The 20,431-nt window shown below is 70.8% G+C and carries 15 protein-coding genes; 8 read left to right on the top strand and 7 right to left on the bottom strand.

The window, feature by feature from the left end:
• Positions 1–128 precede the first annotated feature (128 nt).
• The gene (locus ACTMTU_RS20080) at positions 129–1,052 is read left to right on the top strand and encodes an FG-GAP repeat domain-containing protein (protein ID WP_441264868.1); all 924 of its coding nucleotides are present in this window, start codon (positions 129–131) and stop codon (positions 1,050–1,052) included.
• Between the two features lie 72 nt (positions 1,053–1,124).
• On the opposite strand, the gene ACTMTU_RS20075 is transcribed toward ACTMTU_RS20080, so the two are convergent.
• Together ACTMTU_RS20075 and acnA are read right to left on the bottom strand one after the other, a co-directional pair.
• A complete protein-coding gene (locus ACTMTU_RS20075; protein ID WP_441264867.1) occupies positions 1,125–2,240 on the bottom strand; it encodes a lytic polysaccharide monooxygenase auxiliary activity family 9 protein in 1,116 nt (371 codons plus the stop codon).
• 185 nt (positions 2,241–2,425) lie between these two features.
• Positions 2,426–5,143, bottom strand: a complete 2,718-nt coding sequence (gene acnA, locus ACTMTU_RS20070; protein WP_441264866.1) for an aconitate hydratase AcnA — start codon at positions 5,141–5,143, stop codon at positions 2,426–2,428.
• A 303-nt stretch (positions 5,144–5,446) separates the two neighbouring features.
• On the opposite strand from acnA, the gene ACTMTU_RS20065 reads away from it, so the two are divergent.
• On the top strand, positions 5,447–6,673 hold the full coding sequence (locus ACTMTU_RS20065; RefSeq protein WP_441264865.1) for a DUF418 domain-containing protein: 1,227 nt from the start codon (positions 5,447–5,449) through the stop codon (positions 6,671–6,673).
• 22 nt (positions 6,674–6,695) lie between these two features.
• Here ACTMTU_RS20065 and ACTMTU_RS20060 read toward each other — a convergent pair whose 3' ends face one another.
• Both ACTMTU_RS20060 and ACTMTU_RS20055 read right to left on the bottom strand, forming a co-directional pair.
• The gene (locus ACTMTU_RS20060; RefSeq protein WP_441264953.1) at positions 6,696–7,328 is read right to left on the bottom strand and encodes a response regulator; all 633 of its coding nucleotides are present in this window, start codon (positions 7,326–7,328) and stop codon (positions 6,696–6,698) included.
• On the bottom strand, positions 7,328–8,620 hold the full coding sequence (locus ACTMTU_RS20055) for a sensor histidine kinase (protein WP_441264864.1): 1,293 nt from the start codon (positions 8,618–8,620) through the stop codon (positions 7,328–7,330). Before ACTMTU_RS20055 ends, ACTMTU_RS20060 begins: the two co-directional genes overlap by 1 nt.
• Before the next feature lie 257 nt (positions 8,621–8,877).
• On the opposite strand from ACTMTU_RS20055, the gene ACTMTU_RS20050 reads away from it, so the two are divergent.
• On the top strand, positions 8,878–10,407 hold the full coding sequence (locus tag ACTMTU_RS20050) for a helix-turn-helix domain-containing protein (RefSeq protein WP_441264863.1): 1,530 nt from the start codon (positions 8,878–8,880) through the stop codon (positions 10,405–10,407).
• A gap of 375 nt (positions 10,408–10,782) precedes the next feature.
• The gene (locus ACTMTU_RS20045) at positions 10,783–11,175 is read left to right on the top strand and encodes a hypothetical protein (protein WP_441264862.1); all 393 of its coding nucleotides are present in this window, start codon (positions 10,783–10,785) and stop codon (positions 11,173–11,175) included.
• A gap of 347 nt (positions 11,176–11,522) precedes the next feature.
• Here the strand turns inward: ACTMTU_RS20045 and ACTMTU_RS20040 are convergent, their stop codons facing one another.
• Positions 11,523–11,936: a CBS domain-containing protein gene (locus ACTMTU_RS20040; protein ID WP_441264952.1), complete on the bottom strand. Its 414-nt coding sequence runs from the start codon at positions 11,934–11,936 to the stop codon at positions 11,523–11,525.
• A gap of 557 nt (positions 11,937–12,493) precedes the next feature.
• On the opposite strand from ACTMTU_RS20040, the gene ACTMTU_RS20035 reads away from it, so the two are divergent.
• Positions 12,494–16,927 (top strand): HAD-IC family P-type ATPase, encoded by a 4,434-nt coding sequence (locus ACTMTU_RS20035; protein ID WP_441264861.1) that lies wholly within the window; start codon positions 12,494–12,496, stop codon positions 16,925–16,927.
• Positions 16,928–16,965: 38 nt separating this feature from the next.
• Here the strand turns inward: ACTMTU_RS20035 and ACTMTU_RS20030 are convergent, their stop codons facing one another.
• A complete protein-coding gene (locus ACTMTU_RS20030) occupies positions 16,966–17,442 on the bottom strand; it encodes an RrF2 family transcriptional regulator (RefSeq protein ID WP_159694932.1) in 477 nt (158 codons plus the stop codon).
• A gap of 150 nt (positions 17,443–17,592) precedes the next feature.
• Here ACTMTU_RS20030 and ACTMTU_RS20025 point away from each other — a divergent pair, with 150 nt between their 5' ends.
• Positions 17,593–18,321: an SDR family oxidoreductase gene (locus ACTMTU_RS20025; protein ID WP_441264860.1), complete on the top strand. Its 729-nt coding sequence runs from the start codon at positions 17,593–17,595 to the stop codon at positions 18,319–18,321.
• A 36-nt stretch (positions 18,322–18,357) separates the two neighbouring features.
• Here ACTMTU_RS20025 and ACTMTU_RS20020 read toward each other — a convergent pair whose 3' ends face one another.
• Positions 18,358–19,212: a hypothetical protein gene (locus ACTMTU_RS20020; protein ID WP_441264859.1), complete on the bottom strand. Its 855-nt coding sequence runs from the start codon at positions 19,210–19,212 to the stop codon at positions 18,358–18,360.
• A gap of 364 nt (positions 19,213–19,576) precedes the next feature.
• On the opposite strand from ACTMTU_RS20020, the gene ACTMTU_RS20015 reads away from it, so the two are divergent.
• Both ACTMTU_RS20015 and ACTMTU_RS20010 read left to right on the top strand, forming a co-directional pair.
• A complete protein-coding gene (locus tag ACTMTU_RS20015) occupies positions 19,577–20,302 on the top strand; it encodes an alpha/beta fold hydrolase (RefSeq protein WP_441264858.1) in 726 nt (241 codons plus the stop codon).
• Positions 20,223–20,411, top strand: coding sequence for an alpha/beta fold hydrolase (locus tag ACTMTU_RS20010; protein WP_441264857.1), 189 nt, complete (start codon positions 20,223–20,225; stop codon positions 20,409–20,411). Before ACTMTU_RS20015 ends, ACTMTU_RS20010 begins: the two co-directional genes overlap by 80 nt.
• Positions 20,412–20,431 lie beyond the last annotated feature (20 nt).

Raw genomic sequence — 20,431 nt, 5'->3', positions numbered from 1 at the left:
CCCAAGTCGACTCAGATGCAATCGAGTTGACATGTAAAGATCGTGTGCAACGATCCTGTGGAAACAGTGACCTGCCGTGCCTCTTGAGGCGCGGCAGGTCATGACCACTTCGATCGGGGAGCAACTACGTGGCCAAATTCTCTGGCCTCAAGAGCACGGGGCTCGTCTCCCGCGCCACCGTTGCGGCGATAACCGCCGCCCTCGTCGGCACGACCACCAGCGCGGTGGCGGCCGACGGCCCGCAGGACGCTGCCAAGGCGGCGACCGGCATCCAGCAGTCCGCGCCGAAGGCCGGGGCCTTCGGCGCCCAGGCCGCGGCCGACGCCCCCGTCAATGCGCTGTACGGCATCGACAGCGGCGGCGACATGTACGGCTACCCGCCGAACGGCGCGGGCGGTCTCGAGAGCCGGGAGCTCGTCGGCTACGGCTGGCAGGCCAGCAAGCACATCACCCAGGCCGACCGTGACGCCGACGGCAGCGCCGACGGCATCTGGGACATCACCAACGGTCAGATGCACTGGACCGAGTTCGGCTCGGACCCGGTTCTCCTGGGCAGCGGCTGGGGCATCTACAACAAGATGCTCTCGCCGAGCAACCTCGGCGGCGCCGCGGCCGACGACGTGATCGCGCGGGACAGCTCCGGCGTCCTGTGGATCTACCTCGGCTACGGCGACGGCAAGCTCACCAGCCGCACCAAGGTCGGCTCCGGCTGGAACATCTACAACCAGATCACCGGCAAGGGCGACCTGACCGGTGACGGCAGGGCCGACATCGTCGCGCGCGACGGCTCGGGCGTGCTGTGGCTCTACAAGGGCACGGGCAACTACAAGGCGCCCTTCCAGGCCCGCACCAAGATCGGCGCCGGCTGGAACATGTTCAACAACATCGTTTCCGTCGGCGACATCGATCTGGACGGCCTCACCGACCTGATCGCCCGCGACACCACGGGCAAGCTGTACCGCTACTCGGGCACCGGCAGCGCCGCTGCCCCGTACCAGGGGCGCGTCACGATCGGCACCGGCGGGTGGAACACCTACCGCCTGCTGTTCTGATCCGCGGCGACACGCCACAGCACAACCGGGCCGCGCCCCTCTCGGGGGGCGCGGCCCGTCCTGCGTTCCGGCTCAGCCGAGCCGGCAGGTGAGGCCCGTGGCCGTGTCGGCCCCCGGTCCCGAGGCCACGTACCCGAAGGTCGTGGACTCCCCGGGGTCGAGACCGCCGTTGTGGCCGGCGTTGTGGACCATGACGGCCTGGCCCTGTGCGGTCATGGCGCCGTTCCACAGACTGTCGATCCGGTGCCCGGCGGGCAGGTTCCAGTCGACCATCCAGCCCAGCATCGGCACGGTGCCCGTGTTCTTGACGGTCACCTCGGACTGGTAGCCGCCGCCCCAACTGCCCGTGGTCTTCCGGGTCGCGGAGCAGTCACCGGGCTGCGGCGGGTCGGTCGGGTCCGGCGGGTCGGTCGGGTCCGGCGGGTCGGTCGGGTCCGGTCCGCTGCCGTCACCCGGGTCCTTGACCCCGGTCACTTCGCCGTTGCCGCCGTCGAAGACGACGTCCGAGCAGGAGTAGAAGGTCTCCTGGCTGTCGGAGCGCTGCCACACCATGTAGATGATGTGCCGGCCCGACTTGTTCGCGGGCAGGGCGCCGCGCCAGGAGTAGTTCGCCTCCACGGTGCCCGGGCTGCCGTTCAGCGGCGGGTGGTCGACGGTCAGGAACGGCTGGTCCTCGACGTCGTTCCAGGTGAGCGTCGACTTCGGGTCGAAGCCGTCCTTGGTGATGTACACCTTGAACCAACCCGGGTGGGCGGCCCAGGCGTTGTACGAGAAGTCGATGGTGGCGCCCGAGGTCAGATGGGTGAGCGGCCAGTCGTCACGGGCGGCGTTGAAGCCCGTGAAGTTGGTGTTGCCGCCACTGCACAGCTGCCCGTCCGGTACGAAGCCACGGGTGCGGCCGGCGCCGTCGGAGCGCAGTACGGAGAACCAGTTGTAGAAGGGCGTGGTGCCGCTCTGCTGGGCCGCCGCGCCGCAGGCGGGGTTGACCGGCTTGATCTCCCCGGTCTCGGTGAGCCCGTCCTGCCAGCACAGGAAGGTGCGGCTGGCCGGTTTCATGGGTGTGCCGTGTGCCTCGGCATCGCCGCCGGCGGTGACGACGAGTCCGAGGGCGGGGATGGCGGTGAGCAGTGCGAGCAGAGTGAGCAGTACGGCCCGGGGGCGGCTCTGCGCCAGTAATCGGCGGGTCATCCGGACGTCCCTTCCATGGGGGTGGGTGAGGGGGCGGACAGAGTCATGGGAGCGCTCCCATGACTTCATCAAGTGAAGCTAGCGCGGCGGACGTTCGCTGTAAACGCTTCGCGCAACGCCAAGGGCCCGTCCTCCGCCGGTGCGGAGGACGGGCCCTTGGACCGGGCGACTAGCCGCGGCTGTACCTATCCACGAATGAGGTTCCGCAGGACGTACTGCATGATGCCGCCGTTGCGGTAGTAGTCCGCCTCACCCGGGGTGTCGATGCGGACGACCGCGTCGAACTCCACGCCCGAGTCGGTGGTCACCTTGACCGTGCGCGGCGTGGTGCCGTCGTTCAGCGCGGTGACGCCGGAGATCGAGAAGGTCTCCTCACCGGTCAGGCCGAGGGAGTCGGCGGAGCCGCCCTCCGGGAACTGCAGCGGCAGGACGCCCATGCCGATGAGGTTCGAGCGGTGGATGCGCTCGTACGACTCGGCGATGACGGCCTTGACGCCGAGCAGCGCGGTGCCCTTGGCGGCCCAGTCGCGGGACGAACCGGAGCCGTACTCCTTGCCGGCCAGGATCACCAGCGGGGTGCCGGCGGCCTGGTAGTTCTGCGAGGCGTCGTAGATGAACGACACCGGACCGCCGTCCTGGGTGAAGTCGCGGGTGTAGCCGCCCTCGGTGCCCGGCGCGATCTGGTTGCGCAGACGGATGTTGGCGAAGGTGCCGCGGATCATGACCTCGTGGTTGCCGCGGCGCGAGCCGTAGCTGTTGAAGTCACGGCGCTCGACGCCGTGCTCCGTGAGGTACTTGCCGGCCGGAGTGTCGGCCTTGATGGCACCGGCCGGGGAGATGTGGTCGGTGGTGACCGAGTCGCCCAGCTTCGCCAGCACACGGGCGCCGGAGATGTCGGCGACCGGGGTCGTCTCCATCGTCATGCCCTCGAAGTACGGGGGCTTGCGCACGTAGGTGGACTGCGGGTCCCACTCGAAGGTGTTGCCGGTCGGGATCGACAGAGCCTGCCACTGGGCGTCGCCCGCGAAGACGTCGGCGTAGGACTTGTTGAACATGTCCTCGCCGATGGCGTTGGCGACGACGTCGTTGACCTCGGCCTCGGTCGGCCAGATGTCCTTCAGGTAGACCGGCTTGCCGTCCTGGTCGATGCCCAGGGCGTCCTTGGTGATGTCCACCTTCATGGAGCCGGCGAGGGCGTACGCGACGACCAGCGGCGGGGACGCCAGGTAGTTCATCTTGACGTCGGGGTTGATCCGGCCCTCGAAGTTGCGGTTGCCGGAGAGCACCGACGTGACGGCCAGGTCGTGGTCGTTGACGGCCTTGGAGACCTCGTCCGGCAGCGGGCCGGAGTTGCCGATGCAGGTGGTGCAGCCGTAACCGACCAGGTTGAAGCCGACCTTGTCGAGGTAGGGGGTCAGGCCCGCCTTGTCGAAGTAGTCGGTGACGACCTTGGAGCCCGGGGCGAGGGTGGTCTTGACCCACGGCTTGCGGGTCAGGCCCTTCTCGACCGCCTTCTTCGCCACCAGCGCGGCGGCGACCATGACGTACGGGTTCGAGGTGTTGGTGCAGGAGGTGATCGCGGCGACGGTGACGGCGCCGTGGTCGATCTCGTAGGTCGAACCGTCGGGGGCGGTGACGGTGACCGGCTTCGACGGTCCGCCGTTCGGCGTGTTCGCCGGGGCGTCGGAGGCCGGGAAGGACTCCTTGCTCGCCTCCATGTCGTCGTCCACGTAGTTGCGGACGTCCTGGACGAACTGCTGGGCGGCCTCGGCCAGGACGATGCGGTCCTGCGGACGCTTCGGGCCGGCGATGGAGGGGACGACCGTGGAGAGGTCGAGCTCCAGCTTCTCGGAGAAGTCGGGCTCGGCGGCCGGGTCGAGCCAGAGGCCCTGCTCCTTGGCGTACGCCTCGACAAGCGCGACCTGCTGCTCGGAGCGGCCGGTCAGCTTGAGGTAGCTCAGGGTCTCGTCGTCGATCGGGAAGATCGCGGCGGTGGAGCCGAACTCCGGCGACATGTTGCCGATGGTGGCGCGGTTGGCCAGCGACGTGGCGGCGACGCCCTCGCCGTAGAACTCGACGAACTTGCCGACGACACCGTGCTTGCGCAGCATCTCGGTGATCGTGAGCACCAGGTCGGTGGCGGTGGTGCCGGGCTTGAGCTCACCGGTCAGCTTGAAGCCCACGACGCGCGGGATGAGCATGGAGACCGGCTGGCCGAGCATCGCGGCCTCGGCCTCGATGCCGCCGACGCCCCAGCCGAGCACACCGAGGCCGTTGACCATGGTGGTGTGCGAGTCGGTGCCGACGAGGGTGTCGGGGTACGCCTGGCCGTTCCGGACCATGACGGTACGGGCCAGGTGCTCGATGTTCACCTGGTGGACGATGCCGGTGCCGGGCGGGACGACCTTGAACTCGTCGAACGCGGTCTGGCCCCAGCGCAGGAACTGGTAACGCTCCTTGTTGCGGCCGTACTCGAGCTCCACGTTCTGGCCGAAGGCGTCCGCCGTGCCGAACTTGTCGGCGATGACCGAGTGGTCGATGACCAGCTCGGCCGGGGCCAGCGGGTTGATCTTGGCCGGGTCGCCGCCGAGCTCCTTGACGGCCTCACGCATGGTGGCGAGGTCGACGACACAGGGAACACCGGTGAAGTCCTGCATGATCACGCGGGCCGGCGTGAACTGGATCTCCTGGCTGGGCTGCGCCTGGGAGTCCCAGGTGCCGAGCGCCCGGATGTGGTCGGCGGTGATGTTCGCGCCGTCCTCGGTGCGGAGCAGGTTCTCCAGCAGGACCTTGAGGCTGTAGGGAAGGCGCGCGGCGCCCTCGACCTTGTCCAGCCTGAAGATCTCGTACGACTCGTCGCCCACCTGCAGCGTGCTGCGGGCGTCGAAGCTGTTCGCCGACACGACAGTCTCCTTCATCAATATGCGCGTACTACCTCAATGCTGCCGCCACGGCTCCTCGCCGATCCGCTAAGGTAAGGCTTAGTTAGGTAACCCTTACCGACTGGCGGCTTGCGGTACGCCTTCGGCAGATATCTCGATGTCGAGATAACTCTAGTACATGACCGCTGCGGGGTCATGCGGGACACCCCCTGACCGCCCTCGTCCCCGTCGAGGCGTCCGCCCCGCGGAGCCGGTCGCCCGGCATTCCGCGGGCGGGCACGCGCCGGATGGTGGAACCCGGCGATTCCCTCGACCGTGGAACGTATGAGGCGCGACGCATCGCCGGACATCGCACCCGAGACACCTGCACCGGCCGGGCCGCCTTACACGTCCTCGACAGGACGGCTGGTCGGCCTGGATCTGGCCCGGGGGCTGGCGATCCTGGGCATGTACTCCGCGCACCTCGGACCTGATCCGTCGGTGGGCGGCGCCGTGGGCTGGGCGATGGAGGCAGTCCGAGGGCGTTCGGCGAGCTTGTTCGCCGTGCTGGCCGGCTTCACGCTGGTCATCCTCACCGGCCGGCCGGAGCCGAGAACCGGGCGGGCGGGGCGGCAAGCGGTGGGCAAGGTCCTGATCCGCTCCTTCTTCCTGATCGCTCTGGGCTACGTCCTCACCGCCCTCGACACCCACGTCCTGGTGATCCTGTCCTACTACGGCGTCCTCTTCGTCCTCGCCCTTCCGCTGTACCGGCTCAGGGCTGCCACTCTGGGCGCGATCGCCGCGGCATCGGCACTCGTCCTGCCCCACGTCCTCTATCTGCTGCGGGCGGCGGTCGACGAAGGAAGCTGGGCGGACACGCTCGTCGCCCACGACCCGCTGGCCCGCGCCACCGATTCGGACGGACTCCTCGAGCTGTCCGTCACGGGCGCCTACCCCGTCCTGACCTGGCTGCCGCTCATCGTCGCGGGGATGGCGGTGGCCCGACTGGACCTTCGGCGGCCGGGCGTCGTGGGCAGGGTGGGACTGCTCGGTGGCGTGCTGGCCGTCGTCGGGTACGGCGGATCATGGCTGGCCCTGCACCTTGTTCCGGGGGCACTGGAGGGGGTGCGGGAAGCCTCCGGCACCGGGGCCGCGGCATCGGCCTGGTGGTCCGGCGCCGTGGGCGCGGACCCCGCCCCCGGCATGCCGGCATGGCTTGTGGTGGCCTCCCCGCACAGCCAGACGACGCTGTCCGTCCTGGCCAACACCGGCGTGGCCCTGGCGGTGGTGGCCGCCTGCCTCATCGGCACGGGCCGGTCGGCGCGTCTGCGATGGGTCGCCACGCCCGTCAGCGCGGTCGGATCGATCGCGCTGACCGTGTACGTCGGCCATATCGTCGCCATCGAAGTGCTCAGCCCCCGTGACCCGCCGGACTCCGCCGCCTTGCCGGTCCTCCTCTGCTTCGCCGCGGCAGCCATGCTCTTCGCCCTCGTGTGGACCCGCTTCTTCAGGCGCGGGCCTCTGGAGTACCTGATGCACGCGCTCACGCTGCCCGCCCGCCTGATCCCGTGACGCAGGTCCGGGCGAGCCGGTGTCAAGCGCGCAGGTACGTGAGGACGGCGAGCACCCGGCGGTGCGTCTCCTCCGCCGGCGGCAGGTCGAGTTTGGCCAGGATGGAGCCGATGTGCTTGCCCACGGCCGCCTCGGAGACGACCAGTTGGCGGGCGATCGCGTTGTTGGACTTCCCCTCGGCGACCAGGCCGAGCACCTCCCGCTCGCGCGGGGTCAGCCGCTCCAGCGGGTCGCGGCGGCGGCGGATCAGCTGACGTACCACCTCCGGGTCGACGACCGTCCCGCCGGAGGCGACCTCCTGGAGCGCGGCGTGGAACTCCTCGACCTGGCCCACCCGGTCCTTCAGGAGATAGCCGACACCGGAGCCGTCCCCCGAGTCGAGCAGCTCGGAGGCGTACTCGCGCTGGACGTACTGGCTGAGCACGAGCACGGGCAGGGACGGACGCTCGGTCCGCAGCCGCACCGCCGCCTTCATCCCCTCGTCCTGGAAGCCGGGCGGCATCCGGACATCGGTGACGACGACGTCCGGCGTGTGTTCCGTGACCGCGGTCAGCAGTGCGCCGGCGTCGCCCACCGCGGCGACGACCTCGTGTCCGAAGCGGGCCAGCAGGGCGATGAGCCCCTCCCTGAGCAGCACGCTGTCCTCGGCCAGCACTACGCGCAGTGCTCGGTCCTCCACTCGCAAGGGATCTCCACACGCAGCAGGGTCGGTCCACCGGGCGGGCTGGACAGGGAGATTGTGCCATCGAGCACGGACACCCGGTCCGCGAGTCCGGTCAGGCCGCTGCCCCGCCCCGCGTCGGCTCCTCCCCTGCCGTCGTCGCGCACTTCGAGAGCCAGCAGGCCGCCGTCGTGGCGGCCGGTGACCTCGGCGCGGCTCGCCCCGCTGTGTCTGCCGATGTTCGCGAGGGCCTCGCAGACCACGAAGTACGCGGCGGCCTCGACGGCCTCCGGCAGCCGGTCCGGCAGGTCGAGGGTGACGTCCACCGGGACGGCGGACCGGTCGGCGGCGTCGGCGACGGCCGCCCCGAGGCCGTGGTCGGCGAGGACCTTGGGGTGGATGCCATGGATCAGGTCGCGCAGTTCGGCCAGCGCCCTGCCCGCCTCGTCGTGCGCCTTGGCGAGCTGGTCGGCGAGCGGACCGGGCGGCGCGTCGAGACGCGCGAGTCCGAGGGTCATGGAGAGAGCCACCAGGCGCTGCTGGGCGCCGTCGTGGAGGTCGCGCTCGATCCGGCGCCGCTCCGCCTCGAAGGCGTCCACCAACCGGACCCTGGAGCGGACCAGTTCGGCGACCCGCTCCTGCCGCTCGGGGTCCGCGGGCACGAGGAGGACCCGGGTCAGCTCGGCGCGCCCGGCGGCGAAGGCGCCGAGGACGTAGCCGCTCACCGCGAGCAGCAGCAGTCCCACGGCCGCGGCGGCGAACGCCTGCGGCCACGAGGTCGCCAGCCACAGCTTGAGCACCCGCACCTCCTCGCCCCCGCCCACCGTGGCCATCAGCAGCGGTGCGCCCAGCAGTCCCAGCGGCACGCCGAGCACGACCACGGCCACCAGCAGGTCCAGCGGCCACAGCACGGTCGCGAGGACCAGCGCGAAGCCCAGCTCCCGCCAGGTCGCCGGCTCACGGAAACGGGTACGCGCCCACACCACCGGCCCGGGCCCGTCCGGCGCCCGGTGGGGGCTGCGGACCGGTCTGCTGTCGACGAGCCGGAGCCTGCGCCGTTCGAGAGCCGCCACCGGCAGCCCGGAGAGCGCCAGCACGACGAGCAGCGGCAGCCCGACGAGAACCACCGCGAGCACCCCGCCGACGGCGATGCCCACGAGCAGCACCACGAGCACGGCGAGGCCGACCGGCGCACTGCTGAGCAGATAACCGGCCGCCCGCCAGGGCCATGCGGAGAGCAGGTAACGAGGGTGCGCGAGAGCCTGCCGCACGCTGAGGAGACGCATGCGGATCACCGTAGAAGCCGGGGCCCGGCCGCAGCCATCCGCCCAGGCGGACAACGGAGGTAGGGCCTGCCCTACCTTCCATTTGTCCTGATTCATCGGGTATTTCCTCCTATTCCTCTCACGCGTGCGACCGTCTTCCGGTTGCCGACGACCGGCGAGGGGCTCACCATCGAGACGGACTCTGCGCTTGACAGGGTGTCACCCGAACAGCGGACCCCGATGCGACGTCATCTCATATGTGAGATAGCCTCACCGACATGTCAGACGACTACCTCGTACGTATCGGCAAGCTCATCCGTGACGCCCGACAGCATCGTGGCTGGACACAGACGCAGCTCGCCGAAGCACTCGGCACCAGCCAGAGCGCGGTGAACCGCATCGAGCGCGGCAATCAGAACATCAGCCTTGAGATGATCGCTCGCATCGGCGAAGCGCTCGACAGTGAAATCGTCTCTCTCGGTTACGCCGGCCCGATGCATCTGCGCGTGGTCGGCGGGCGCCGGCTCTCCGGCTCCATCGACGTCAAGACGAGCAAGAACGCCTGCGTGGCACTTCTCTGCGGTTCGCTGCTGAACAGCGGCCGCACGGTGCTGCGCCGCGTCGCCCGGATCGAAGAGGTCTACCGGCTGCTGGAGGTCCTCAACTCCATCGGCGTACGGACCCGTTGGATCAACGACGGACACGACCTGGAGATCGTCCCGCCGGCCGGCTTCGACATGGACGCGATGGACGTGGAGGCCGCCCGCCGGACCCGGTCCATCATCATGTTCCTCGGCCCCCTGCTGCACCGGATGGACAACTTCCGCCTGCCGTACGCCGGCGGCTGCGACCTCGGGACGCGGACCATCGAGCCGCACATGATCGCCCTGCGCCGCTTCGGCCTGGACATCACGGCGACGGAGGGCATCTACCACGCGGTGGTGGACCGCTCCGTCTCCCCCAGCCGCCCCATCGTGCTGACCGAGCGCGGCGACACCGTGACCGAGAACGCGCTGCTGGCCGCCGCCAGGTACGACGGCGTCACCGTCATCCGCAACGCCTCCTCCAACTACATGGTCCAGGACCTGTGCTTCTTCCTGGAGGCGCTCGGCGTCAAGGTCGAGGGCGTCGGCTCGACGACACTGACCGTGCACGGCGTCCCGAACATCGACGTCGACGTCGACTACTCCCCCTCGGAGGACCCGGTCGAGGCGATGAGCCTGCTGGCCGCCGCCGTCGTCACCGAGTCAGAGCTGACGATCCGCCGGGTGCCGATCGAGTTCCTCGAGATCGAACTCTCGGTACTCGAGGAGATGGGCCTCGACCACGACCGCACCCCGGAGTACGCCGCGGACAACGGGCGGACTCGGCTGGTGGACCTGACGGTGCGGCCCTCCAAGCTCGAGGCGCCCATCGACAAGATCCACCCCATGCCGTTCCCCGGCCTGAACATCGACAACGTGCCGTTCTTCGCGGCGATCGCGGCCGTCGCCCAGGGCCAGACCCTGATCCACGACTGGGTCTACGACAACCGGGCCATCTACCTGACGGACCTCAACCGCCTCGGCGGCCGCCTCCAACTCCTCGACCCGCACCGCGTCCTGGTGGAGGGCCCGACGCGCTGGCGCGCCGCCGAGATGATGTGCCCGCCCGCGCTGCGCCCGGCGGTGGTCGTCCTGCTGGCGATGATGGCCGCCGAGGGCACGTCGGTACTGCGCAACGTCTACGTGATCAACCGCGGCTACGAGGACCTGGCCGAGCGGCTCAACTCCGTGGGCGCGCAGATCGAGATCTTCCGGGACATCTGACGATCTTCAGAGCGCCGTCACTCTCCTGCTGACCTGCATGAATGCCAGACGAGCGGGAGGGTGGCGGCGCCTCTGGGACTCTTCCGGGAACGCCGGGACCGACGGCTTCCGGTCGCTGCGCAGTCGACATGCTGCAGCATCGGAGCGGTGTCGTATGGGCGGGCCACTGAAAAGGCCGGGTCAGGACCTGCTCTCGCCAGGCGCGCCGTGCGCGGGCACCCACAGCGTCAACGAGAGTCACCGACAGTCCTCGCCTCGCGCTCAGGGCGAACGCTGCCACAACCAGATCACCCATCACGGGTCCGTGCTGCTTCACTCCGGACGCCGACTCCCACATCGTGGCCCGCACGACTCCCAGGCCGCCGTAATGGAGCCATGTCCTCCCGCCCACAGCACCTCGCACGCGCGTCGATGGAGCTCCCTGACGCTGACGCCGAGGACCTCGCGCTGTACCGCGAGAAATTTCGGCAGCGTCTGCCGGAGGCGCTGGACGAGTTGCACGGCCCGACCCAGGGGGTCGTGGAGCTGCCGCTGCACATGGCCTGGTCGGGGATGACCTCGTACGACATGAGCAAGCCTCGCCAGCGCACGGGCCTGTACCGCACCGTCCTGCACGAGGGCCTGCGCGACGATCTGCCCCAATACCTCAACCGGGATCTGCTCCTCCAGATGTGGCCGGTGCTGCGCACGCTCGTCGGTCGCACCGTGCGTGCCGTGTGGGAAGACGCCTTCCCCCAACTCACCTCACGAACCCGGGCAGTCGCGTGACGGACATTCCGGAGCTGCACACGCTCTTCGAGGAGGCGGGCCGCGAGGTCGTCGGCCCGCTGCGGGTAGCGAGTTGGGCTCCACGTCCGACATCGCCCGCCGAAGGCCATTGACCCGGCTCGGTAACCTGCAAGCGCCCATCACCGCAGCTCACCAGGGCGTCCGCTCCTTCCGTGACATCTGACGGACGCCGTCCGGGCGCCCGCACCCTCTTCCGGCTGCAGGAACGCGGAGTGGAAGGGGGTGCGGACGGCATGCCTGCGACTCCTGGACCGTTCGCCACTCCATCACCAGAAGACCTCGTCCTCCGGTGTCAGTCATGGAGTTGGCCCGGCACCCGGCACGGGTCAGGTCGAGATGGCCTCGAGCAGGTCGCCGACCTTGGGGTCGGGCAGGGCCCGTGCGACGTCGGCCTGGGCGACGATGCCGACCAGCGTGTGGCCGTCGATGACCGGAAGCCGGCGTACCTTGTGCCGGCTCATCGTCCGCAGGATCTCTTCCGCTTCGTCGTCGGCGCCGATGGTCACCACTTCTCCCTGGGCGAGGTCGCCGGCCTTCACCCGGGCGGGATCATTACCGGCACCCAGAACCTTCACGACGATGTCGCGGTCGGTGAGCATGCCCTTGAGCTTGTCGTCGGTGCCGCAGATGGGCAGGGCTCCGATGCCGAGTTCGGTCATCTTCTTCGCCGCGTCCAGGGCGGTCTCCTCGGCGCCGATACAGGTGGCGTCCGGGGTCATGATCTCGCGTGCGGTCGTCATCGTGGACTTCTCCTCCTTGTTCCCGGCGGACTCGGTGGGTGCGCCTGCGGTGGTGGCCGGCGGGGTGGCGAGAACGCCGTCGCCGTCGCCCCGGCGCAGCACGGCGTAACCGACCCCGATCCCCAGGGCGACGGGCCATTCCAGTACGTCAGCGGCCCCGAGGACGCCCAGGCCGAGGTAGAGCGGGAGGCCCTTCTTGGCGGGCAGGACCTGGCGGGCCACGGCGACGGGGAGCATGGCGGCGTTCAGTGCGCCGCTTGCCACCTGGCCGGGCGAGGGCATGGTCAGGGAGGCCGTGCGCTGCTTCGCCGCCGACGGGGGTGGGGCGGTCTCGGAAGGGGGCCCGGCAAGGCGCTCGCCGGGGGCGGCGGTTCCGGTGCCGGACGGGAAGTGAGTTCGGGGTGTGGAGGTCACTGGTATCGCCTCGACTGTTCGATCAGGACTTCTGGAACCCTTATCAATAGGTCTATCCCGTATCGCCCCTTTCATGAGCTTCAATGAGACTGCCTCTGAAGGTTCATCCGCACCGACCGCTCTGATGCGAGGAGGCACGCCTCATGCCGCCGGAGCATGCCTCGGCCCTCGGAACGCCGCCGTTCCTGCGTTCGATCGTCTCCGGCGTCGCTTCTCGCGCGGCGTCCGGTGCCCGGGCCGCCTGGGGAATGGCGGAAGGTCTTCTGGCCGGGCCCGGCCGTGAGGTGTGGTGGTCGTCCGAGCGCTGTTACATCGCCGTCTGCGGGGTCCACGGTGAGGGAGGCGAGGCCGTCGCCCGTCGTGTGGAGCGAGCCGTGGAGGGGCATCCGGGGGTGCTGTGGGCGCGGGTGAACGCGCCCATGGAGCGGGTGATCATCGCGGTCGCGTCGCCCGCTCCGCCCGAGAGTGAGCTCGTCGCGCTGGTCGAGCAGGCCGAAGGCGACCATGCCGCGGACGCGGAGGCGTTCGACGAGTGGCAGCCGGAGCCGCACCACCCCGCGGAGGGTCCGCCTTCCCCGGCGGTGCCGGCCCTGGTGGCCGACACGCTGGGCCTGGCCCTGGTGACGTTCCGGCGGCTCGCTCCCTGGCTCGGCCTGCCGCCGGAGGTCGCCGGTGTCATCGACGCCGTTCGCCAGCATCCCCGGCTTCGGCACCTGGTCGAGGGCATCGGCCCGAGTGAGCAGGTCGATTCGCTGCTTCCGGTGATCGGCGCACTGGTGCAGGGTGTCGCCACGGGTGGTGGAGGGCTCGCCCTGGACGTGCTGCAACGTCTGGCGGTGTGGCGGGAGGCGGACGCCGAACGCACGGCGTGGCGCGAGCGCGAGGCCCTGCTGGTCCGTGGGCCGGAAGAAGCCGCCGCCGACGCGTTCACGGCCGGCCGGGCGGGCCCGGCGCCGCAGGACGGCGCCGACCGGTACGCCGAGCGGTCGATGGCGGCGGGCCTCGCAGCCGGTACGGCCGCCTTGCCGTTCGCCGGCCTCCGCAAGGCGATCGCGGTAGGCCTGGCCTCGGTACCGAAGGCGCCCGGCGCGGGACGTGAGGGCTTCGCCACGGCTCTGGGCCGGTACCTGGCCCTGCGCGGTGTGGTGACGATGGACCGCACCGCGCTGCGACGCCTGGGCCAGGTGGACACCATCGTCCTGGAGGAAAACGCTCTTCGGGGGGACCGGTACGAGCCGGTGGACCTGGAGCTGCTGGAGGGCGCTGATCCCGAGCAGGTCTCCGAGCGGCTGTTCGCGCTCTTCGACTCCGATACGCCGCTGGCCGTCAGTCGCGCGGGCGACTGGGTGCTGGGGCCGCTGGACGAGCTGGACCTCGAAGGGCGGAGCGGTGGCAAGGCGGCGAAACGGCTGCGGCGGCGGGGCAGCGAGAAGACCCTCGGGCTGGCTCAGGGCCGTCGGCTCCGGGCGGTGGCGGGACTGGGCACCGAGTCGGCGCCCGGAGCCGAGGCCGTCGCCGCGGCGGCGCGACGGGCCGGGGCCCGGGTCGTGGTCGCTTCCGACCAGGAAAGCCCCGGCCTGACGTTCGCCGACGCCGTGGTGCCGGCGGGCGACCGCCTGGCGGCCTCGGTCCGTGACCTCCAGGCAGAGGGCGCGGTCGTTCTGCTGATTTCCGGTGACCGCCGCGCGCTCGCCGCGGCCGACTGTGCGATCGGCGTGCAACGCGAGGACGCGCACACCCCGTGGGGCGCCCACGTTCTGGTCGGGGCGGACCTCGAGGCGGCAGGCTTGATCGTCGACGCGGTAGGGGTGGCCGCCGTGGTCGACCGCGACAGCCACTACCTGGCCGCCGGAGGGAGCGGGGTCGGCGCCGTCGCCGCCCTCCAGGGACCGGCCTGGCGGGCGACCTCGCGGGCACTCGCCGTGAGCAACACGGCCGGGGCCGTGGCCTTCTGCCTCGGCACCTGGCGCGCCCGGCAGTTGCTGAGCCGTCCCTTCACGCCGCCGGTGACCCACGTCCCCTGGCACCTCATGCCCGCGGAGCGCGTCATGGAGCGGCTGGGAACGCGCGCGGAGGGCCTCTCCGTGCAGGAGGCGGCCGCTCGCAGCCCCGAGGCGCACGCGGGAGAGCCGACGAAGCTGACCTTGCCGTACGCGTTCGTCGAAGAGCTCTCCAATCCGCTCACCCCGATCCTCGCCGCCGGCGCCGCTCTCGCGGCGGCCGTGGGGTCCCGGACCGACGCCGCTCTGGTCGCCGCCATCACCAGCGTCTCCGCACTGGTCGGCGGCGTCCAGCGCGTGCGGACGGATCACGCGCTCGCCGAGCTCTTCGCCCGGTCGGCCATCGGGGCGCGTGTGCGACGCGAGGGGCGGGAGCGTCTGATCGCCTCGGGGGATCTCGTCCCCGGCGACATCGTCGCTCTGAGGCCCGACTTCGTGGTGCCCGCGGACTGCCGGCTGCTGGAGGCGGAAGGCCTCGAGGTCGACGAGTCCTCGCTCACCGGGGAATCCCTGGCCGTGAGCAAAGATCCCGCGCCGGTGGTCGCAGCGCACATCACCGGACGCCGCTCGATGCTCTACGAGGGCACAACCGTCTCCGCCGGACGAGCCGTCGCCGTCGTCGTGGCGACCGGCTCGGCGACGGAAGCGGGACGCAGTCTCGCCACCGCCCGCCAGGCCGCACCGGAAACGGGCGTGGAGGCCCGGCTCTCCTCGCTCACCCGCGCCAGCATGCCCATCGCCCTGGGGTCCGCCGCCGCCGTCGCCCTCTCCGGCCTCCTCCACGGCCGCCCCCTGACCGACAATCTCGCCTCCGCCGTCAACCTGGCCGTCGCCTCCGTCCCCGAAGGTCTGCCCTTCCTCGTCAACGCCGCTCAGCTCGCCGCCGCGCGCCGCCTGGCCGACAGGGGCGCCCTCGTGCGCAATCCCCGCACGATCGAGGCGCTGGGCCGGGCCGACGTCCTCTGCTTCGACAAGACCGGGACGCTGACCGAGGGAACCCTGGAGCTCTCCGGCGTCAGTCACGGCGAAGACGCCGCCGCCCTCGACCGGCTCGACAACCGCCACAAGGACGTGCTCGCCGCGGCGCTGCGTGCCACGCCGCCCGCCCGTCAGGCCGAACCGATGGCCCATCGGACCGACCGGGCCATCGTGGACGGCGCTCGCCGGGCGAACGTCACCACCCGCACCGGCGCGCCCCGTTGGCGGCGCACGGACACCCTTCCCTTCGAGCCGGCCAGGGCGTACCACGCCACCGTCGGCCACGCCGGCGGCGGTGTCCTGCTCAGCGTGAAGGGAGCGCCGGAGAACGTCGTCGACCGATGCACCCGGCGTCGGCAGCCGCACGGTGCCGTGGCCCTCGACGACGCGGCCAGGAGCGCCCTCGCCGGAGCGGCCGAGGACCTCGCCGCGGCGGGCCGAAGGGTCCTGGCCGTGGCGGAACGCCGCATGGAGACCGGTGAGGAGCTCACGGACGAAGCCGTGCAGGAGCTGGTCTTCCTCGGCTTCGTCACACTCGCCGATCCGGTGCGCGACAGCGCGGCACCCGCGACGGCCCGGCTGCGCGAGGCCGGCGTGCACACCGTCATGCTCACCGGCGACCACCCGGCCACCGCGGACGCCATCGCCTCCACCATCAGTGACGACGTCACGCAGCCGAAGGTCTGCACGGGCCCGGAGATCGACGAACTGGACGACGCCACCCTGGACGAGCTGCTGCCCACCGTCGACGTCATCGCGCGCTGCAGCCCCGGTCACAAGGTGAGGATCGTCCAGGCCTACCAGCGCATCGGCAGAGTCGTGGCCATGACCGGCGACGGGGCCAACGACGCTCCCGCCATCCGCCTCGCCGACGTCGGCATCGCGCTCGGGCGCCGCGGCACCCCGGCGGCGACCGCGGCCGCGGACCTCGTCGTGACCGACGACCGGCTGGAGACAATCGTCTCCGCGCTCATGGAGGGCCGCGCGATGTGGACCTCCGTCCGTGCGGCGCTCGCCATCCTCATCGGCGGGAACCTCGGCGAGGTCACCTTCAGCGTCCTCACCTCCGCGATCACCGGCGCCACGCCGCTGAACGCACGTCAGATCATGCTGGTGAACCTGCTCACCGACCTCGCCCCGTCCCTCGCCATCGCGGTGCGTGAGCCGTCCGGCCAGTCCGGCGAGCGTCTCCTCGCCGAGGGCCCCCACCGCTCACTGGGCACCGCCCTCACCCACGAGATGCTGGCCCGCGGCATCGTCACGGCCCTCGGCGCCGGCCTCGCGTGGACGGCGGCCCGCCTCACGGGCCGCGGGCGGCGCGCGGCCACCGTGGCCCTCGCCGCCGTCGTCGGCACCCAGCTCGCTCAGACCCTCACCACCGGCGGCACCGACCGGAACGTGCTGGTCGCCGGGCTCGGCTCCGCGGCCGTCCTCGTCGCCATCATCCAGGTCCCCGGCGTCAGCCAGTTCTTCGGCTGCACCCCGCTCGGGCCCGTCGCCTGGGGCATCACCGCCGGCGCCATCACCGGTGCCACTCTCCTCGGCCACTTCCTCGCGCCGTGGGTCACCTCCCGTCTCGCACCGGGCGACAACGGGTGATCCGCCGGCACAGGCGGGGAAGGTGCCGTGCCGGGCCTTCACGCGTCCGACGCGGTCAGCCACTCCCTGATCCCCGCCAGCGCGCCCGGGCCGTAGTCGGAGCCGACGCCCTGGACGAGATCGGCGATCGACACGGCGCGCAACGCCGCTCTCCATGCCGCGTCCGCCCCGGCCATCGCGCGGGCGATCGCGCAGGGCACGGTGCACGACTCGGCCGGGGTGGCCAGCGGACCCCTCTGGCGGATCTCGGTGCACGTGAAGGCCTGGCCGGGACCGTCGACCGCCTCGACCACGTCGAGCACGGTGATCGACGCGGGTTCCCGGGTGAGTACGTAGCCGCCCGCCTTGCCCTGCACCGAACGCACGAGCCCGGCGCGGGACAGGGCTTGCAGCTGCTTGGCCAGATAGCTCGCCGAGACGTCGTGCAGCTCCGCCAGCCGGGTCGCGGGGACGGGCTCCTCGACGGAGGTGAGCACGACGCAGCAATGCAGGGCCCACTCGACTCCGCCGGACATCTTCACTCGGTCACTCTAACGACGCGCTTGACTCGGACAACACATGTCCAAGTATAGTCTCGGACAGAACGTGTCCGGGTTTGACGTACACGGCGCCTGCATGAGGTCGTATGCCATATTGCGGACATATCCCCCGACGAAGGGCATGTCATGAAGTTCGCGGTCATCGGCGGTACCGGGCTCATCGGGTCACAGGTCGTCGACCAGCTGAACGCCGCCGGTCATGAGGCGGTACCGCACGCACTGTCCACCGGGGTGGACGTCATCAGCGGCCAGGGACTGGACGAGGCGGTGGCGGGGGCCGACGTCGTCGTCAACCTCACCAACTCCCCTACCTTCGACGAAGCCTCCCCCGCCTTCTTCCGGACCTCTATGAACAACCTGCTGGCCGCGGCCGAGAAGGGCGGCGTCCGACACTTCGTGATCCTGTCGATCGTCGGCGTGGACCAGGTGCCGGAGCTGGACTACTACCGGGCCAAGGTCCTCCAGGAGGACATCCTCAAGGCCGGACCGGTCCCTTACTCGATCGTCCGCGCCACGCAGTTCATGGAGTTCATCGACGCGGTCCTGTCCTGGACCGCCGACGGCGACACCGTCCGGCTGCCCGCCACCCCGATCCAGCCGATCGCCTCCAAGGATGTGGCCCGCGCGGTGGCGGAAGTCGCCACGGGCGCACCGCTGGGCGGCGTTCACAACATCGCCGGCCCCGAGATCTTCCCCCTGGACGAACTCGGCCGGATCACGCTGGCCCACCACTCCGACGGCCGTACCGTCGTCACCGACCCCGCCGCCGGCATGTTCGGCGCCGTCAAGGGTGACGTCCTCACCGACAAGGACGCCCACCTCGCCCCCACCCGCTACGCCGACTGGCTCTCCTGAACCCCGTGGGCGGCCGTCGGGGCGGCCGCCCACGGGTCAGCCGGTGCGGACCGCCGTGACCGTGAAGCGTTCGACCTCCGCGATGTGGCCGCCCGTGGACGCGACGACCGTCAGCACCGGGTCCACGGCGCCGGTGAAGGAGACGGACGACCTCCACGGTTGGCTGTTGCCGCCCGCCGACATGCAGCACGAGGTGCCCAGCAGATCCCGCGACGACGGCTGACGCACGTCCACGCGGACGCTCTCGTCCACGCCGGTGATCCGGCCGCCGACCGTCATCGGGGAACGGGCGACGGAGCCGTAGGCGGGCACGGTCATCGAGAACGTCGTGTCGTCGGTGCCCACCACCTCCCAGGGGGCGTCGGGTCCGGTGCCGAAGCGCACGAGGTGGATGACGGCCGCGGTCCCCGTGCTCTCCGTACCGCTCAGGCCGACGCCGATCCGGGCCTCCCTGCCGTCGACGGACCGTGAGGTGACCCGGTCGACCTCCTCGAAGCCCAGGTAGTGCCGGGTGAAGGAGAGTGCGGTCTGTTCCGGGTCGAGGTGCCAGGGCTGGTGGCCGCCGGAACGGAACTCACGCTCCCACTCGCGGGCCTGGTCGACTGTCGTGAAGGGCCACAGCGGCTGGAGGTCCGAGAACCCGGGCAGCGGCGAGCTGCTCCCCGGCGCGGACGCGGTCGCCGAGGGCGTGCCCGGCGCGGTGGTGGCCGTCGGGTCGGGCGCGGGAGCGGACTGCGGCGGCGAGGACGTCGCGGGGCGGGACGACGGTGATTCCGACGCGCTGGCCGACCCGCCGGAGCCGGTGCAGCCGACGAGTGCCAGGACGGTCAGGGCCGTCGCGGCGACGAGCCGGTACGGGAGACGGAACGGAAGCGGGAGCCTGGTGTTCATCGATCCCCCAGGAAACGAGTGACGGCCGCGCCTTGTGCGTGCGGCCATGGTGCCACCCCTGCCGACCGCGTCACAGAGCGCGCGCCCCGGCGCCCGTGTATTCCGGCCCGTTTGTTCGGGGAAATCGCGCCCGGGAGCGGCCGAAAACGGCTCGTATTCCGGTGTGCGGAACGATGACGGCGGAGAATCCACCCTTTGATCTTCACCCGTTCGGCCATGCCCGTCGGAGACCGGTCCGACGTGTCGGAGTGTCGGAATGATGTCGTGGAAAACGTTCGCACTCATCGCCGTCGTGCGGCGGACCTCATGTGCAGAGGGACGGCGGTCGGGCAATCCGCCTGTTCAGCGAAGGGACGTCGCTCCGATGCCGAGGATCGAACTGAACACCGGGAAAGACGCCGGTGTCGAACTCCACTACGAGGACTTCGGAAACGGAAGACCGGTCGTGCTCGTCCACGGCCGGCCGCTGAGCGGCCGGTCCTGGGAGAAACAGATCGCGCCGCTGGTGGAGTCCGGATATCGCGTCATCACCTATGACCGCCGCGGATTCGGGCAGTCGTCCCGGCCGTGGGGCGGCTATGAATACGACACCCTCGCCGATGACCTCGGCGCCCTGCTCGTCCATCTCGACCTCACCGATGTGACGCTGGTCGGCTTTTCCATGGGCGGCGGGGAGGTGGTCCGCTACATCAGCATCCACGGGACCGGGCGGGTCAGGCAGGCCGTGCCGGCGGCCGCCGTGCCGCCGTATCTCTGCCGGTCCGCGAACAACCCCGACGGCGGCCTGGACGACGCCACGATCAGCCGCTTCGAGGTGGGTGTCCTCGAGGACCGGCCGGCGTTCGTGGACGGGTTCGTCACCGACTTCTTCCGGGTCGGCGAGCGCACCGATCTCGTCAGCGCCGCGCAGCACGCCTACAACGTCGGTATCGCCACTCTGGCGTCCCCCAAGGCCACGCTCGACTGCATCGCGGCCTTCGCGCGCACCGACTTCCGCGACGATCGCCGCGGTGGACGTGCCGACCCTGGTCGTCCACGGCGACTCGGATGCCATCGTCCCGTTCGAAGTCAGCGGCAGGCGGACGCATGAGAGCCTCGCCGACAGCAGCCTGGTCCTGATCGAGGGCGCGCCCCACGGGCTGAACGTGACGCACGCGGACCGGTTCAACCAGGCGCTGCTGGAATTCCTGGCCCGCTGAGCCCTTACGGGCCCGTGCCG

It is taken from the genome of Streptomyces sp. OZ13, from assembly GCF_052068155.1.
Lineage (GTDB): Bacteria > Actinomycetota > Actinomycetes > Streptomycetales > Streptomycetaceae > Streptomyces.
This window is presented reverse-complemented; position numbering and strand designations above follow the sequence as displayed.

Bases quoted from the DNA above. Each gene is read 5' to 3' on its own strand.
- ACTMTU_RS20075 (WP_441264867.1), bottom strand. From the start codon at position 2,240: ATGACCCGCCGATTACTGGCGCAGAGCCGCCCCCGGGCCGTACTGCTC.
- ACTMTU_RS20065 (WP_441264865.1), top strand. From the start codon at position 5,447: ATGAGGCGCGACGCATCGCCGGACATCGCACCCGAGACACCTGCACCG.
- ACTMTU_RS20055 (WP_441264864.1), bottom strand. From the start codon at position 8,620: ATGCGTCTCCTCAGCGTGCGGCAGGCTCTCGCGCACCCTCGTTACCTG.
- ACTMTU_RS20050 (WP_441264863.1), top strand. From the start codon at position 8,878: ATGTCAGACGACTACCTCGTACGTATCGGCAAGCTCATCCGTGACGCC.
- ACTMTU_RS20045 (WP_441264862.1), top strand. From the start codon at position 10,783: ATGTCCTCCCGCCCACAGCACCTCGCACGCGCGTCGATGGAGCTCCCT.
- ACTMTU_RS20040 (WP_441264952.1), bottom strand. From the start codon at position 11,936: ATGACGACCGCACGCGAGATCATGACCCCGGACGCCACCTGTATCGGC.
- ACTMTU_RS20035 (WP_441264861.1), top strand. From the start codon at position 12,494: ATGCCGCCGGAGCATGCCTCGGCCCTCGGAACGCCGCCGTTCCTGCGT.
- ACTMTU_RS20030 (WP_159694932.1), bottom strand. From the start codon at position 17,442: ATGTCCGGCGGAGTCGAGTGGGCCCTGCATTGCTGCGTCGTGCTCACC.
- ACTMTU_RS20025 (WP_441264860.1), top strand. From the start codon at position 17,593: ATGAAGTTCGCGGTCATCGGCGGTACCGGGCTCATCGGGTCACAGGTC.
- ACTMTU_RS20020 (WP_441264859.1), bottom strand. From the start codon at position 19,212: ATGAACACCAGGCTCCCGCTTCCGTTCCGTCTCCCGTACCGGCTCGTC.
- ACTMTU_RS20015 (WP_441264858.1), top strand. From the start codon at position 19,577: ATGCCGAGGATCGAACTGAACACCGGGAAAGACGCCGGTGTCGAACTC.